Raw genomic sequence first — 15,985 nt, forward strand, 5'->3', positions numbered from 1 at the left:
ATAAGGCGTCATCATGCTCTCTATATCCAGTCTTCCCCGTTCATGGCGCGTTTGCGGCGCTCTGCTTGCCGGTTCTGGCGTCATCCTCGGCGCGCTGATTGCCCATCTGCCAGAGGCTGACTTCGGCTCGGGTGGCCGCCTGATGGCCCACGGCGCCATGGAAATGCAGATGTGGCATGGGCTTGCCTTGCTGATGCTCGGCCTGACTATGCGGGAGAAGCCCACAAAACTGCTGGCATTAGGTGGCTGCGGGCTCCTGTTGGGCACGCTGCTGTTCTGCGGCGGTGTGTATTACACAGCCTTTACCGGGCAGCATGCCGCTCATGTTGCCCCCACGGGCGGCAGCATTCTTATCCTTTCATGGCTCACCCTTGCTATCGGATGGCTGCGCGCATGACGGAGGATATTCGGGGCGCATGGCTTGGGCCGGAAGGGCTGGAAGCTGTTCTGGAGCAGGACTTACAACGGCGCGGCGTAACGGTGGACCGCTGGCATGGGCAACTTGCCCTTTCCCGCCAGCCCTCCGTATTTTCTCCTTGGGCGCTGGATGTGTGGGAAGAGCCGGAGTTGGTCACTATTCCCTCCATCAAAGGGGCTGCAAAAATCCTGCGCGCCCGCCAGCGGAACTGGGGGCTATACGCCACCGATTATTTCCGCCGCGCCGCGTTAATTGAAGAAAATCTACCGCCCATTAAAACCGCGCTCCTCACCTTTCCCACGGCAGCGCCTGTTAGCCCGCTGGGGGCATGGACCCTACTTAGCCCGGACACCATGCTGTTTTCCGCGCGTAAAAGCAGCCCATTCATTAACGGTGCGCCAAAATTTGTGGAAAACCGGACAGGCCCGCCGTCCCGCGCGTATCTAAAGCTGTGGGAAGCCTGCACCCTTCTGCGCCGCTGGCCGCAACCGGGTGAAACCTGTCTGGACCTTGGGGCCACACCCGGCGGCTGGACATGGGCCATCGCGCAGCTTGGCGCGGATGTCACCGCGATTGACCGCGCACCACTGGACCCCGCCGTGGCCGCCATGCCGCATGTGCAGTTTCAGCAAGGCAGCGCGTTCGGGCTGGAACCAGCGTCCTTGCCGGAAGTGGACTGGGTTTTTTCTGATATTATCGCCTACCCAGCCCGCCTGCTGGCACTAGCCAGACGCTGGATTGACTCAGGCCGCACGCGCAACATGGTGCTGACCGTCAAATTTCAGGGGGAAACAGACCATGAGACCGTGTCCGCCTTTGAGGCCATTCCCGGTGGCAGCCTGCGGCATCTGGCGCACAACAAGCATGAGCTGACGTTTTTCTGGTCTCAGGCTGAGGCGGACTCAGCGGCTGCGGTCTAACAGCCGCTCGCCGCAACGCACCAGAACAATCGCCAGCAGGAAGCACAGGATCATCAGACCAGCGGCAATCATTTGCTGCTGGCTGGCATTGCCATCGGCGGCCAGAACCTGAAGCACCGCCGCACCACCATGCAGGCCCGTTACGCGGTCCAGTGCCGGAAGCAGGCTCAGCCCTTCGCGCAGCAGGGTAATCAGTAAAACCGAGACAGCAACGGTCACGAGGGTTTTCAGCAAAGTGCGCCCAATGCTGCCAGCGGCAGTCGAAGGTGGCCTTTTATCCGGCATGCAGTCTCCGTACTCGTTCACCCCGGCCGCGCCACCTTTTTTCGTGTAGCAAGACCGGGCTTTTCAAACAGATTTCTTATTCAGAAACCGGATGGCCGCTTTTTTTCATAGCGGCCTGATGGCGGCGGATGGAGGTTTTAAAGCCCGGCAGATCAGTTGCTACCAGCGTATCCACGTAAGTGCCTTTTTTCCAGATCCAGCGGTCAGACCCATCCACCAGAATATCTTTCATGATGCCGTGCGTTGTGGGCAGCAGGGTGATGGGACCACTGACGGAATCCAGCACCTTGGTCCAGCCCCCTTTTTGCTGCAAATAAACGTCTGTCGAGCATCCGGCAGAGCCACACAGGCTGGCGGACTGCACCTGCACAAACAGGCCCATGCTCTTCCCGCTGACGGAAAGGGGGGCCGAGCCAATCAGCACCAGTGGTGTTTCATGGTGCCGTGCGGCGGAGGCCAGATCATCCGCATTCAGCTTACGGGCTTCCTTATCCAGCGCACTACCCGGCTGGCTGGTCATAATCACCGGCGCGCCGCCCTGCTGTGCCGCCACTTTCCCGGCATGCCCTCTGTGCGCGCTGCTTTTATGCGTGGTGGCCATTGCCTGCATCGCGCTATAACCGGGTGCCGCACCCAACGCCAGCATAGCAAGGCCTGCCAGCATCCGGCCTGAAAGAACATGTCGGTTCAAGGTTGCGATCCTCCCGCAAGCTGTGGAACAGAAGACTACCATGAAAACACACGATCCCAATACTCTCGATACCCCTGACCCGAACCACCCTCGCCCCGGCCCGTACCGACATTACAAAGGTGGGCTTTATACTGTGATTTGCGTGGGACGCCACAGCGAGACCGAGGAATGGCTTGTCACCTACCGCAGCGAGGCACGCGGCGATTACTGGGTGCGCCCTCTGGCCATGTGGCAGGAAACCGTAAACGGCGCGCCACGTTTTGCTCCGATCTCTTCTGGCAGCACTCCGTAAAGTCATTACCCGGACTATTTTCTTCCGTTAACTCATGAAAAAAGCACCCTTCACAACACAAAAATGTGCTGACGTAGAACCGACTGCAAAAAATCTCATGAAACCGTTTTCAAAAGGCCGCGTTATAGACTTCTGTAAGACACATTATACTTCACAGGAGACGATCATGATTTCAAAAAAACATTTTACGCTTGGCGCTGCTCTTCTGACTGGTGCTCTGGCTTTTACGCCTGTTCTTTCTCACGCTGAAACCATTCAGTCTGAAGGCCATTTTGCCAGCGCGAAAGCAATGCCGAGCCAAGCCACCGGCGGTGTCCGCGCAACGCTGGAAACTGAGAACAATCAGCTTAGCTACACCATTACGTGGAACAACCTGTCTGGCCCGGTGACGGGAGCAGAACTGATGGCGGCAAAAGATCTGAGAAAAACCGCTGAAAAAGTTTCTGACCTGAAAGGCCCGTATGTTGCCCCGCTGACCGGCACCATCACTCTCAGCGCGGACCAGATTGATCTGTATCGCCATGGTCAGCTTTTTGTTGGTCTGGGCACCGCATCCCACCCGCATGGTGAGGTCCGCGCGCAGCTCGTTCCGGCTCCGGACACCAAAACCAAATAAATCTGACCTTGCCTGAAAGCAGGCGGATACAAAGAAGGGGCTGGTCCACAAGACCAGCCCCTTTTTCATGCTTTATAGAACAAACAACCTAGAAGAACAGGGTGCAGCACAGCTAAGGCACAGCATCCGCTCTGATAAAAACCCTCAGGTGTTCTGCTCTTTCACCTGAGCGATCAGTTCCGCCACAATATCCGGGTCTGCCAATGTGGACAGATCTCCCAGACCTTCCAGATCATGCGAGGCAATTTTGCGCAGCAGACGCCGAACAATTTTGCCAGATCGGGTTTTAGGCAGATCCCGCACCACATAGATCTTCTCGGGCACGGCATAGCGCCCTACCCCGACCTCCACAGCACGGTTAATAGCGTCAGGATGGAAAACGCCCGCTTTCTTGGGGACCGCAAACACCACCAGCGCCTGCCCTTTCAGATCATGCGGAACGCCAACAGCCGCACTTTCCGCCACCTGTGGGTCCAGCGCCACGGCATCTTCAATTTCCGCCGTGCCGATACGATGGCCGGAGACATTCACAACGTCATCCACACGCCCCGTAATCCAGTAATAGCCGTCAGCCTCCCGCCGCGCGCCGTCACCCGTAAAATAATAGCCCGGACAGGTGGTAAAATAGGTCTGGCGGTAGCGGTCATGATCTTTCCAGATGGACAGCGCCTGCCCCGGCCAAGACCCCGCCATGCACAGCAGCCCTTCACCTGCTCCCTCCACAACAGTGTGCCCCTGCGTCTCCAGCAGCGCGGCCTCCACGCCGGGCAGCGGCAGGCAGGCCGAACCGGGGCGAGGCGTGACCAGATTGGCGGCGGCGGTAATCATGATCCCGCCAGTTTCCGTCTGCCACCATGTGTCCGCTACAGGGCAGCGGCTTTTACCGACTTCTTTATAAAACCACTGCCATGCTTCCGGCCCAATCGGTTCCCCCACTGTGCCAATTACGCGCAGGCTGGCGAGCGAGCGACTGCGCACAACCTCATTCCCTTCCCGCATGACACCGCGCACCACGGTGGGCGAGGAATAAAAGACGGTTACGCCATACTGGTCGATCACATCCCACCAGCGGCCCGGTGCGGGCCATGAGGGCAGACCTTCATACACCATAATAGTGCCGCCGTTGGCCAGCGGGCCGTACACCACATATGTATGGCCGGTAATCCAGCTTGTATCCGCGGTACACCAGAAAATATCATCCGGCTTATGGTCAAACACGATGGCGTGCGTAAATGCTGCCCAGACCAGATACCCTCCAGACCCGTGAACAAGCCCTTTCGGCCGCCCGGTGCTGCCGGAGGTATAGAGGAGAAACAGCGGGTCCTGCGCGTTCATGCTTTCCGGTAGGCAATCTGGCACTTCCTGCGCGACTTCATCCGTATAAAACAGATCCCGCCCCTGTTGCATCGGCACGTCAGCCCCTGTCACGGACACGACCAGCACGGTCCGCACACGGCTTTCCGCCCCGCAGAACTCAATGGCTTCATCCATAGTGACTTTGCTGGGAATACGTTTATCGCCCCGCCGAGCAACGTCCGCCGTCAGCACAACCACGGCACCGCTGTCACTCAGCCGCTCGGCCAGACCCTCGGCGGAAAAGCCTCCAAACAGCACGACATGAATTGCGCCAATCCGCGCACAGGCCAGCATGGCAACCACTCCCTCCACCACCATGGGTAGATGAATGGCCACGCAATCTCCTTTTTTCACACCAAGACGCCGCAGCACATTGGCCAGACGGCACACGCGGGCGTGCAGGTCCCGATAGGTCAGGCTGTCCTTGTTATCCTCATCCTGCCCCTGCCAGATCAGGGCGATCTTGTCCGGCTGGGTGCGAACGTGCCGGTCCAGACAGTTTTCGGAAACATTCAGCCGTCCGTCAGAAAACCAGTCAACGCGCACATCGTGATGGAAGTCAGAGCGTGAGGCCTGTTGCGGCGGTACATGCCAGTCCAGCTTGCGGGCCTGATCCAGCCAGAAGGTTTCAGGGTCCTGCTGTGCCTTCTGCACCATATCCTCATAGTGTCCGGCTGTCAGACCTGCTCCAGCCGGAGCCTCAAACGCTTCTGGCACGTTCTTTCCGCTCCTTTTTTATCTCTCGGCCCTGTTCTGTCTGGTCGCAGGGCGAGAAAGATGTTGACCACATCAGGCACTAAGGGGAAAGGCACAGACGCTTGATCCGGGCCATTAAACTTAGTTCATTACAACAAAAAAGGCCAGCCGCGGAGCGACTGACCTTTCCCATCTGTTTGCTCTCCCCAGCCCGGCACCGCAGAGCAGCACAGGCCGGAAGAGGATCAGACTTTTTGTTTTACAGAGCAGCCTTGGCGCGATCCAGAACGGCCTTACAGGTTTTCTGGCGCACAGGAATGCTGGACGTGGCAATGGAATAGGTCTTGCCATTGGCCTGCAACTGGCCTGCTGTCCCACGGGCGTAGAACATGTTGCCTTCCTGACCGTCCGGCACAGCATTGGTCTTCTTGTTGTAGGACTGCAGCACTTTGAAGCCGTCGTCATAATCAACATAGTTACCCTGCGTACAGTAGTTCAGCAGGCCACCGACTTCAGCCGGGTTGATGGAACCGACATAACCGGACAGGTCTGTATCCGTCAGGACTGCTGTTTTGGCGCCAGTTTCAGCCTGCTCGCCCCCTTTGGAGACAGGTGCAGGAGTATCGGCAGCGTGAGCAAAAAGCGGCGCGCCAGCCAGCATTGTTGTAACAGCAAGCGCCGACAGGGCACGTACGGAAATCAGTTTCATTCAGAATCTCCCTAGCGGAATGTGCCTCAAAGTGGCCTGTAAATTTGGGAAAGATCAAGCCAGCCCTCCGCGCACCAAGAGCATGGCAGACCACAGATTGCCCTCCACATTCCTGCGGATGCGCAATGCGGCACCGGCCGGACCCCGCAAACAGCCTCCTCTCTCATCCGACTTTCTTCATGCTGCAAAGACGCTGGCAGGGCGTTATTCTGCGAATGCACCAAGCACCTCAAAGCCCGAAGAGGTTACAAAATATCTTGATGATAGAGGAATTTTTTTCCTTTTATGCAGAGGATCAACACCTGTTCTCCAGAACTTGCATCCCTTCTTTTCCGACACATACCAACGCCTAATATCCCGTAATTCCGCTGCCTCCCGCCCGTCTGTTCCATGGTCCTTCAAGACCATCGCGCCTCCTCCCCCAGAAAGTGATCACGATAGTGTGACCGTAGCCTCCAACCCGCTGTAACGACTGCTTTATGCAAACTGATTGGACAGGCGGCAGCGGCGGACTATGATGGATAATCACGAATCAGAAATGATCTGAAGGGATCCGTCGCCCATGCTGCCGGCCAGTCTTTTTCACCAGACCGCATTTGCAGGCCATGGCAAGGCATCCGACACCATTTGTGACGCCCTGCGCAAAGCTATTCTGGCCGACACCCTTCACGCCGGGCAGACGCTTCCGCAGTCTGAACTCGCCACCGGGTTCGGTGTCAGCATCATCCCCGTGCGGGAAGCCCTGAAACATCTGGAAGCCGAAGGGCTGGTGACATTCCAGCCTAATCGCGGTGCCATGGTCATGAGGCTGGATGCCGCGGATATTCTGGAATACTCGCACATCCGCGCCCTGCTGGAAGAACAGGCCGCGCGGGACGCCGTGGCGAACCTGACGCGCGTGGACCTTGCCCATATAGAAGATGCGTATGAGGCCTTTGTGGAAGGCACCCGCAATCCAGACACCACGCGCCCTTCCGGCGCGCTGAACCGGGCCTTTCACAACGCCATTTACGCGGCGGCGCGCAAACCGCGCCTGCTGGCGATGATTGATGACCTGCATAACCGGCTGGACCGCTATATTCGCGGGCATCTGGTGCTGGAAGGCCGCAAAACCATCACCGACGCAGAACATCTGGCAATCCTGAAAGCCTGCCGTGCTCGGGATGCGGACCTCGCCGCCCGCCTGACGCGCGAGCATATTCTGGACGCCGCCAATATTTCCGTCGATGTTTTCCGTCGCAAAAACAGTCTGGAGCAGGCTGGCTGAAACGCCGATAACAGACCGCGCGCCAGTCTACGTCCCGCACCACGCCTCAGAAATCCGGCAAAACCATTTGCTTGGCTGGACAACGATTATATAATTTTGAAAATCATATAATATCGTGTAACGAGGAAAAGTCGTTATGGAGCCAAAACTTCCTGAGTCTTCAGCGCTCAGGTGAAGTCCGGCTTATCCTGTTCGGAATTCATGCCATGTCCTTATCTGACTCTTTTGCGCCCGCATTCGTTTCCCGAAGCCCGCTCCGTCAGGCCATTATCCGGGCCATGCGCCAGCCGGAAGAGCAGTGCGTAGCCGCACTCACACCCGACGCCACACTCTCTGCCGCAGAGGGCAAGCGGGTTATGGATCTCGCCTCTGGCCTCGCCACCGCCCTGCGGGCTGACCGTAACCCCGGTATTGTGGAAAGTCTGGTGCAGGAATTCGCGCTCTCTTCCGCCGAGGGCGTGGCGCTGATGTGTCTGGCGGAAGCCCTGCTGCGCATCCCCGATACCGCAACACGCGATGCCTTGATCCGTGACAAGATTGGGGAAGGAGACTGGCTCTCCCACATCTCTCGCACCACACCAATTTTTGCTAATGCCGCCGCTTGGGGGTTAGCTCTGACCGGTAAACTCGTCACCCCGCAGGATGACAACAGCCTGAAATCCGCCCTACTCGGCTTTGTCAGCCGGGGCACCAAACCCGTAATCCGTAAAGCGGTGGATGCCGCCATGCGAATGATGGGCGAGCAGTTTGTGCTGGGTGAAACCATTGAAAAAGCACGGGCCAACAGCCGCAAGCTGGAAGAAATCGGCTTTTCCTATTCCTACGATATGCTGGGCGAAGCCGCTCTGACCGCGCGCGATGCTGAACGGTATAAACAAGATTATCTGACAGCCATTCACGCCATTGGCCGCAGCGCGCAAGGGGCCAATGTGTATGAACGCCCCGGTATTTCCATCAAACTCTCCGCCCTGCACCCCCGCTATATCCGCGCCCAGCATGAGCGGGTGATGACGGAACTACTGCCGGTTGTGCAGGAACTCACCCTGCTGGCCCGCAGCTATGACATTGGCCTGAATATTGACGCCGAAGAAACCGAGCGTCTGGACCTCTCGCTCGACCTGCTGGAAGCCCTGTGCCACACGCCGGGTCTGGACGGCTGGAACGGCATTGGCTTTGTGGTGCAGGCTTACGGCAAACGCTGCCCGTACGTGCTGGATTATATTATTGACCTCGCCCGCCGCAGCAACCATCGCATCATGGTGCGTCTGGTTAAAGGCGCTTATTGGGACAGCGAGATTAAAAAAGCACAGGTTGAAGGGCTGCAAGACTTCCCTGTTTACACACGCAAGGCCCATACGGATATCAGCTATACTGCCTGCGCCCGCAAACTGCTGAATGCGCGGGATGTCATTTTCCCACAATTCGCCACACATAACGCCCGCACACTTGCCACCATTTACACACTGGCTGGCGAACAATTTGAAACCGGCTCCTATGAATTCCAGTGCCTGCACGGCATGGGGGAACCGCTCTACAAACAGGTTGTCGGGGCTGGTAAACTCAACCGCCCGGCCCGTATTTACGCGCCCGTGGGTACGCATGAAACGCTTCTGGCCTATCTGGTGCGTCGCCTGCTGGAAAACGGCGCGAATTCCTCCTTCGTCAACCAGATTGGGGATGCCGCCATTCCGGTCTCCAGTCTGGTGCAGGACCCGGTTGAGGTCGCACACAAATTCACACCCTATGGGGCCTCTCACCCGGATATTCGAAAACCCCCGGCCCTGTTTGGCGCAGAACGCCGCAACTCCGCCGGGACTGATCTGGCGGATGATTTCGTACTCTCAGAACTTCTGGATGGCCTGACCAAAGCCTCTGGCCCGTGGCACGCAGGTCCCATGGTTGTGGGTGTAAAACCCGGTAAGAAAACACGGCCTGTCACCAACCCCGCAAACCGACAGGACGTGGTGGGCACAGTTGAATACGCCACAGCGGATAGCGTGCAAAAAGCCGCAGCCACAGCCGCTAAAAAACAGAAAGACTGGTCTGGCCTGACCCCGCAGGCACGGGCTGATATTCTGGTTAAAGCATCTGACAGTCTTGAATCGCACCGGGATGACCTTTTGGCCCTGCTCTCGCGTGAGGCCGGAAAATCCCTGCCCAATGGCGTTGCGGAAGTGCGGGAAGCCGTGGACTTCCTCCGCTATTACGCCGCCACCATCGCGCGGGACTTTGATAATACAACCCACACCCCGTTGGGTGTGGTGGCCTGTATCAGCCCGTGGAACTTCCCGCTGGCCATTTTCCTTGGGCAGATTGCCGCAGCCCTTGCCGCAGGTAATGTTGTTCTGGCCAAACCGGCGGAAGAAACACCGCTGATCGCGGCCCTCGCCGTGCGGATCCTGCATGCGGCCGGCGTGCCTGCCACAGCCCTGCAACTGCTTCCGGGTGAAGGGGATGTCGGGGCTGCTCTGGTAGAGGATAAGCGCGTTTCCGGCGTGATGTTTACCGGCTCCACCGTGGTTGCGCAGATCATCAACCGTCAGCTTCAAAACCGCCGCACTCATACCAGCCAACCAGTTCCGTTGATTGCGGAAACTGGTGGCCAGAACGCCATGATTGTTGATTCCTCCGCTCTGGCCGAGCAGGTCGTGATGGATGTTGTGGCCTCCGCTTTTGACAGCGCGGGCCAGCGTTGCTCCGCCCTCCGGGTGCTGTGTGTGCAGGAAGACTGCGCCGAGCATGTCTTAACCATGCTGCGCGGAGCCATGCGCGAGCTACGCCTTGGCAACCCCGCGCTCCTCTCCACCGATGTTGGCCCAGTCATTACGGCGGAAGCGGCAGAGGGAATTACAAAGCATGTGGACGCCTTCCGCCAGAAAAAGGCGCCCGTTTACGCGCTGCCCCTGCCGGAACACTGCGCCGTTGGCAGCTTTGTCGCTCCCACACTCATAGAAGTTGCCACTATTCGGGAAATTGGTCCGGAAGTGTTTGGCCCCGTGCTGCATGTGTTACGCTATTCCCGCAGCGCGCTGGACACGGTGCTCTCCGAAATCAATGAAACCGGCTACGGCCTGACCTTTGGCCTGCACACGCGCATTGATTCAACAGTGCAACATGTACTCTCGCGTATTGATGCCGGGAACCTCTACGTCAACCGCAACACCATTGGCGCGGTGGTTGGTGTGCAGCCTTTTGGCGGGCGAGGTCTGTCCGGCACCGGCCCAAAGGCTGGTGGCCCGCTTATTCTGCGCCGTCTGCTGGCACAGGCTCCGGCCCTCCCGGCGCTAGTGCGTGGGCGTATTCCAGCTACCATGGCGCGCTGGACGGACTGGCTGCGGGAGCAGGGGGAAAGCAAAGCCGCCAGTACGGCCGCCGCCCTCACCCGGCAGACCCTCGTGGGTGGGCGGATCACCCTCCCCGGCCCGGTGGGGGAAAGCAACCTCTACAGCCTGACACGGCGCGGGAACATTCTGTGCATCGCCCAGACAAAAGCCGGGCTGTACGACCAGATTTCTCTCGCGCTGTCTGGCGACAACACGGCACTGATTCTGGCCGATAAAAGCCTAACGGGCTGGATTGCAACTCTACCAGATGCGCTGCAACGGGTTATTCGCCCCGTCAGCACCGCAAAGGACGAACCCTGCGCGATTGTGCTTGGCGAACAGGATGACACTGCCTTTACAGAAGCCCGCTCGGCACTGAGTGCCAGCGATTGCCCCATTGCCTCGGCATGGCTTACGTCTGCTGGCCTACCCGCCCCGGAAAGCGTGGTGGAAGAGCAATGCCGCAGCATCAACACCACAGCGGCGGGAGGCAATGCCAGCCTGATGGCACTGGGCTGACCGACGCAGGGCTAGACAAGAGCAAAACGAAGGAGGGAGCTAAGCCACCTCCCTTGCATCCACTGCAATACAGACAAAACAATACACACAAGCCGGGGAAACAATGATATGGAACCCGGCTTAATCCTTCCTTTCAGCCTTTTTTCTAAGTGGAGACCCTATGAGCACGCGTATAGGACATGACCCGAGACTGGTTATCAGTATTATTCTGGTAACCATGGCCATGGGCATGCTGGACGCGATCTCTCTGGTACATCTCAAGATTTTTGCAGGCTACATGACGGCGACGGTGCTGCTGATGGCCGTGCATATTGCAACATCAGAAACCATTGTTTTGTCCGGGTTTGAGGCCATTGGTCTCTACCTTGTGGGTGCGCTGACGGGCGGTCGCCTTGTGCGGCGGGACCGCACCGTGCGCCTTGCCGTAGGAGATATTTTGCTGATTGTCGGCTCCATTGTGGCGCTGACCGCGCTGGAATGGGCAGCCCAACCGCCGGGCTGTATCTACATTACGCTGGGCATGCTGGCCTTTGCCATGGGCCTGCAAACGTCCGCCACACGCCACGCCAAGGTTGCAGATATGAGCCTGCCCGCCGCGACCATGCTTCTGCACGGTTTAGCCCATAACAGCACGTTTGCTGGCGGCACCAATCCGGGCACCCGGCGGCGGTTAGCCGCAATCAGCAGTCTGTTTGTCGGGGCCGTTATTGGCACACTTACTTCCAGCCATAGCATTTCCATCGCAATTGCCATGGCCGCTGCCACTATTCTGACAGCAGGCGCGCTACTGCATATGCGTGACCATAAACTTCTGGCCCGTCTGGACCAGATTACAGTGCATTAAATGGTGCACTAAATACAGTCGTCACTGGCACGCGGAACACGTGTGCTTTCCTGCGTGCCAGATGCCGCACTGACCTTACTTCTTGGGTGCATTTTCAGGCTTTTTCGGTGGTCCGCGGTCACCTGTCACACCGCTATGGGCCGGAGGATCGCTCGCCGGAAAGGTGTCATCCAGCGCCTCATCCAGATTTTCTTCCTGAACCTGTCGTTTACTGTTTTTGTCTTTTTTCTCGACCATGACAGAACCTCACATTTAACTGTGAAAAATCGCCCGTCAGGCATGGAAAACAGCAGGAAAGATCTCCAGCCTGCGTGCAGGGCGCATCACTTGAACGCTCTGCTGCAAGAAGGTTTCCATATTAAAACAGGCCGCAGAAATTTTCCCTCAAGCCCGCTTGTTTTTTACAGATGCTAAAAGGAAGAAAAAGACTGCCGTGCCAAGGCTTGCAACAGCCGTCATGCGTTCCGCCGAGTTGAACATCATGGCGATAAACACAAAAGCCACAGCCACCAGAGTTGCATAATTGCAGGCCGGAAATAGCGGCAGATTATAGCCCTCACCCTGCCCGGATTTTTCCGCCCGATGGCGGGCCTGCACATAGGCGGAAACAATCAGGCAATACACCACCAGAATAACGCCACCGCTACAGTTCAGCAAAAAAGCAAAAATGGTGTTCGGGGCGAGGATGGAGGAAAACGCCACCAGCGTACCCGCCAGACTGCTGACCGTAATGGCCAGACGAGGCGTCTGGGTGGTCGATTTCCGCGCCAATATGGCTGGAGCGTCCCCCACGCCAGCCAGTTCTGTCAGAATACGGGAGGTAATATACATGCTGGAATTCAGGCAGGAGAGCACGGCGCTCAGCACCACAATGCGCATCAGCAAGCCCGCACCCGGTATCCCCATAACATCCATGGCTGCCACAAACGGAGAGCGACCCGGCACAATGGACGGCCATGGCACAACCATGAGAATCATGGCGACAGACGCCAGATAAAACAGTGTTACACGCGTGCCGATACTGCGCGTAACACGCGCCACATTGCGGCCCGGCTCAGGAGATTCCGCCGCCGCGACCGTCGCAATTTCAGACCCCATCATGGTGAACAGAATGGTAGGGATAATGGAAAGCACTGCAACAAACCCATGCGGGAAAAAACCGCCATGACCCAGCAGATTTTCCCGCACAGGCACACCCGGCCCAAAGACATGAAAAACATAGAGCAATGCCGCACTAATGAAGGCGACAATGCTGAGCACCTTGATCATGGAGAGCCAGAATTCACATTCCCCAAACACCCGTGGGGCGGCAAAATTCACCAGCTTGAGCAACACGATTAAGGCAATGGACAACACCCAGACAGGTAGGGCAACCCAGTCCTGTAGCAAAATGGCCCCGGCAATTGCCTCACTACCCAGCACCACAACCCAGAAAAACCAGTAGAGCCAGCCCGCGGTAAACCCAAGTCTGTCTCCGTGAGCCGCGCGAATATACTCCACAAAGGAGCCACGGCCGGGGTTTGCCGTTACCATCTCCCCCAACATACGCATAACCAGAATGACCAGAATACCAACAGCCAGAAATGCCAGCAATATAGCAGGCCCGGTGGCCGCAATAGCGGCGCTGCTGCCAACAAACAGGCCCGCACCAATAATGCCGCCAAGCGCAATCATCGCGATATGCCGGTTTCTTAAACCCGCAGACTGCACGGGGGCTTGGGTACTCTCCTGATCAACCATAAGTTCGGCATCCTGTGTTGGTGTTATTCCGGGTATTATTGCTTATTCGGAATGGAAATGGAAATTTGCGTCAGAAATGCTTAAAGAAGTAGGCTTCAATAATGCCAGCATGTCGCCCGATATTCGGCAACGCGTATTGGGCAGGCACACCTGCCCGGGCCAGTGCCTTCCCGGCAGGACCGGAAAAGGCGACACCGCCAGTTAATGCAGCGGACATTGTGGGGCTAAGCGTATATTCGGCGGAAAAATCCAACTCATCTGAAATATGCCGGCCTGTATTGGATTTAAGGCCAGCCCCAGTGGCATAGAGCACAGACAGGTTGTAATAATGCACTCCCAGCTTCAGGCTATCCTTGGGGGTTAGCAGGTGGACTGGGGGGGTCGCTGTCAGATCAATCTGGTTGACTTCCAGATTGGAAAGCGGGGCCATATACATACCCACAATTTCTCCCGGCCAGTATCCGCCATAGGTGTAGCGTTTACCGTCAAACAAAAACAACGTGTCATAACTTCGTTTGACGGACCCTTCGGGGTTTCGGCTCCCTCCAAAACGGGTGTAGCGATAGAACAGGCTAGGCTGCCAAGGCAGCATCAAAAATCTGTAGCCGGGTTCAAGAAAAAAAGCATAAGCCTCAACCGATTTATAACCATTCCCGGCGTGGCTGTTCTGCTCGGAAACAAAATCCCCATAGAATGTAAAGTTTTTTGAAATACCAAGAGCTTTTATGGGAACCAGTGTCCCGCCCCAGCTTAGGGAGGCCACATTCATCCCCTCCCTGTCTCCGCGCATGGAATAATCATAATGGGAGGATGTATCGGCCTGCCGCACATGGAAATATGTCAGTGTGACAAATGCCGCGCGGTCCACATAAATGCTTTCCCCATGTCCGCCGGGCCGGTTGAGAAACCAACTGACATCAAACCCGACAAATTTGGTTTTTGGCCTGTCATAGCCTTTATCAATATCATTATCGGAATTGCTTTCCAGCATGAAGACATCCGCCCTTACCGGGTTCCCCTCCAGCTTGATGACACCGGGGCCGGAAAACGCAAAACGTGGCGCATACCACCACGCGCCCCGGTTACCTGCGCTATAGGTACCTTTACCAATCAGAAAGCCATCATCCACCAGAAAGGACTGCCGCCCCCCCAGAATTGTCAATTTGTTTGGGTTTCCAAAGAGTTTGACGGGCATTTCCACGCCCAGATTTGCGTCCTCCAGATACACAGAGCGCGGTGTGCCAGAGGTTTGGGAAACCTCCTCCGCATCCCCATCACCCATGGTGGCCGCGCCAATGGCGGAAGCTTTCCCTATTATGGTGAACCCATGCCCAAGCGCCCAGTTGGCTGTCAGGATCGGTTTGCCATACAACTCCCCATAAACGGGGCTTTTATGCCGCTCGAAAGTGCCATTTTTCTGCGGTGCAAACGATCCTGCGCCAAAATTGACCTTAGGGACAAAAAAGGCTGAACCGCCAATATCAAGAGCCCCCTGAACTGTCAGGCCATGCAGAGAAACAAGAGTTGTCTCGGCCTGTGCCGACTGCGTACCAAAAGCCGTACACAGGCAGGCACTCCCCACAACAAGAGAATGAACTGTTTTGCGCATACCGCTCTAACGCACACCGCGCCAGCAAGCCGCAATAGTCTGTTTCATGCTCTGATACTCCAACATTTTCACAAAACACTCCTGACAGCGAGCGCCCTGCGGTATGCTCTTCCTCTGCCTGCAGGCCCGCCTGCCGGACCAGACAAATTCTCTGAGCCTCGTAAAACGCGTTGCTCTACAAGATGTTACGCTACAAGCACAAAACGCGCAGAGCATAACCGCACCCGGCTATAAACCACTACCAGCCAACAAGGCCACAGTGATCCGAGAGAACGCGCCGGAAAACCCTATAATAACCGCATCGCGATATAAGATAGGCACGGTATTATATTCTTTTCAAGCGCAAGGCGCGCTTATGTTTATTGCCGTGTGAAAATGTTATTAGCACGTATGACCTCAAAAAACCAAGTAATAAAAATACATTTCAACGGCATATGGTTTTGAAAAGACAATGAAACAAATTTTTTTCACGCTAATTATTGTGCGAAACCGGAACAAAGATATTTATCTGTAGTTTTTTGTGCTGACGAAAAACTTCCCCTTTTTTAATCCCTCTCCTTCCTCGCCACGCGCCTCTCCCACCAGCATCCTAACCACCAAAAGCGCCTGTCACAAAATTGTGACAGGCTCCCTGCGACGTCCCTCTCGCTCTCGTGCGTTCTGAAATTACGTAAAAAGCGCGCCTCTGACGCCCCTCTCT

The 15,985-nt window shown here is 56.8% G+C and carries 14 protein-coding genes; 7 read left to right on the top strand and 7 right to left on the bottom strand.

The window, feature by feature from the left end; genetic code table 11:
- Positions 1-13 precede the first annotated feature (13 nt).
- Both AD949_RS09105 and AD949_RS09110 read left to right on the top strand, forming a co-directional pair.
- Positions 14-397: a DUF423 domain-containing protein gene (locus AD949_RS09105; RefSeq protein WP_048835145.1), complete on the top strand. Its 384-nt coding sequence runs from the start codon at positions 14-16 to the stop codon at positions 395-397.
- Positions 394-1,338, top strand: coding sequence for an SAM-dependent methyltransferase (locus AD949_RS09110; protein WP_048835290.1), 945 nt, complete (start codon positions 394-396; stop codon positions 1,336-1,338). The genes AD949_RS09105 and AD949_RS09110 overlap by 4 nt, the downstream gene beginning before the upstream one ends.
- On the opposite strand, the gene AD949_RS09115 is transcribed toward AD949_RS09110, so the two are convergent.
- Both AD949_RS09115 and AD949_RS09120 read right to left on the bottom strand, forming a co-directional pair.
- Positions 1,321-1,623, bottom strand: a complete 303-nt coding sequence (locus AD949_RS09115; RefSeq protein WP_048835144.1) for a hypothetical protein — start codon at positions 1,621-1,623, stop codon at positions 1,321-1,323. The genes AD949_RS09110 and AD949_RS09115 overlap by 18 nt on opposite strands.
- 76 nt (positions 1,624-1,699) lie before the next feature.
- Complete coding sequence (locus tag AD949_RS09120; RefSeq protein ID WP_371277357.1) at positions 1,700-2,224, bottom strand: hypothetical protein; 525 nt, start codon at positions 2,222-2,224, stop codon at positions 1,700-1,702.
- A 130-nt stretch (positions 2,225-2,354) separates the two neighbouring features.
- On the opposite strand from AD949_RS09120, the gene AD949_RS09125 reads away from it, so the two are divergent.
- Together AD949_RS09125 and AD949_RS09130 are read left to right on the top strand one after the other, a co-directional pair.
- The gene (locus AD949_RS09125) at positions 2,355-2,606 is read left to right on the top strand and encodes a DUF1653 domain-containing protein (RefSeq protein ID WP_048835143.1); all 252 of its coding nucleotides are present in this window, start codon (positions 2,355-2,357) and stop codon (positions 2,604-2,606) included.
- 166 nt (positions 2,607-2,772) lie between these two features.
- A complete protein-coding gene (locus AD949_RS09130) occupies positions 2,773-3,222 on the top strand; it encodes a CHRD domain-containing protein (RefSeq protein WP_048835142.1) in 450 nt (149 codons plus the stop codon).
- A gap of 144 nt (positions 3,223-3,366) precedes the next feature.
- Here AD949_RS09130 and acs read toward each other — a convergent pair whose 3' ends face one another.
- Both acs and AD949_RS09140 read right to left on the bottom strand, forming a co-directional pair.
- Complete coding sequence (gene acs, locus AD949_RS09135) at positions 3,367-5,295, bottom strand: acetate--CoA ligase (protein ID WP_052944524.1); 1,929 nt, start codon at positions 5,293-5,295, stop codon at positions 3,367-3,369.
- A 238-nt stretch (positions 5,296-5,533) separates the two neighbouring features.
- Positions 5,534-5,983: a DUF2501 domain-containing protein gene (locus tag AD949_RS09140; protein WP_048835141.1), complete on the bottom strand. Its 450-nt coding sequence runs from the start codon at positions 5,981-5,983 to the stop codon at positions 5,534-5,536.
- A 562-nt stretch (positions 5,984-6,545) separates the two neighbouring features.
- Between AD949_RS09140 and AD949_RS09145 the strand changes: the two genes are divergently transcribed.
- From AD949_RS09145 to AD949_RS09155, 3 genes are all read left to right on the top strand, one after another.
- Positions 6,546-7,250, top strand: coding sequence for a GntR family transcriptional regulator (locus AD949_RS09145; RefSeq protein WP_048835140.1), 705 nt, complete (start codon positions 6,546-6,548; stop codon positions 7,248-7,250).
- Positions 7,251-7,456: 206 nt separating this feature from the next.
- Positions 7,457-11,092 (top strand): bifunctional proline dehydrogenase/L-glutamate gamma-semialdehyde dehydrogenase PutA, encoded by a 3,636-nt coding sequence (gene putA, locus AD949_RS09150; protein WP_082064619.1) that lies wholly within the window; start codon positions 7,457-7,459, stop codon positions 11,090-11,092.
- A 160-nt stretch (positions 11,093-11,252) separates the two neighbouring features.
- On the top strand, positions 11,253-11,936 hold the full coding sequence (locus tag AD949_RS09155; protein WP_048835139.1) for a YoaK family protein: 684 nt from the start codon (positions 11,253-11,255) through the stop codon (positions 11,934-11,936).
- A 75-nt stretch (positions 11,937-12,011) separates the two neighbouring features.
- Here AD949_RS09155 and AD949_RS14235 read toward each other — a convergent pair whose 3' ends face one another.
- From AD949_RS14235 to AD949_RS09165, 3 genes are all read right to left on the bottom strand, one after another.
- A complete protein-coding gene (locus tag AD949_RS14235) occupies positions 12,012-12,173 on the bottom strand; it encodes a hypothetical protein (protein WP_167334764.1) in 162 nt (53 codons plus the stop codon).
- A gap of 147 nt (positions 12,174-12,320) precedes the next feature.
- Positions 12,321-13,676, bottom strand: coding sequence for an amino acid permease (locus AD949_RS09160; RefSeq protein ID WP_048835138.1), 1,356 nt, complete (start codon positions 13,674-13,676; stop codon positions 12,321-12,323).
- A 70-nt stretch (positions 13,677-13,746) separates the two neighbouring features.
- Entirely contained in the window at positions 13,747-15,285 is a 1,539-nt protein-coding gene (locus AD949_RS09165) for an alginate export family protein (protein WP_048835137.1), read from the bottom strand.
- Positions 15,286-15,985 lie beyond the last annotated feature (700 nt).

The sequence above is a fragment of the Acetobacter orleanensis genome, assembly GCF_001581005.1.
Lineage (GTDB): Bacteria > Pseudomonadota > Alphaproteobacteria > Acetobacterales > Acetobacteraceae > Acetobacter > Acetobacter orleanensis.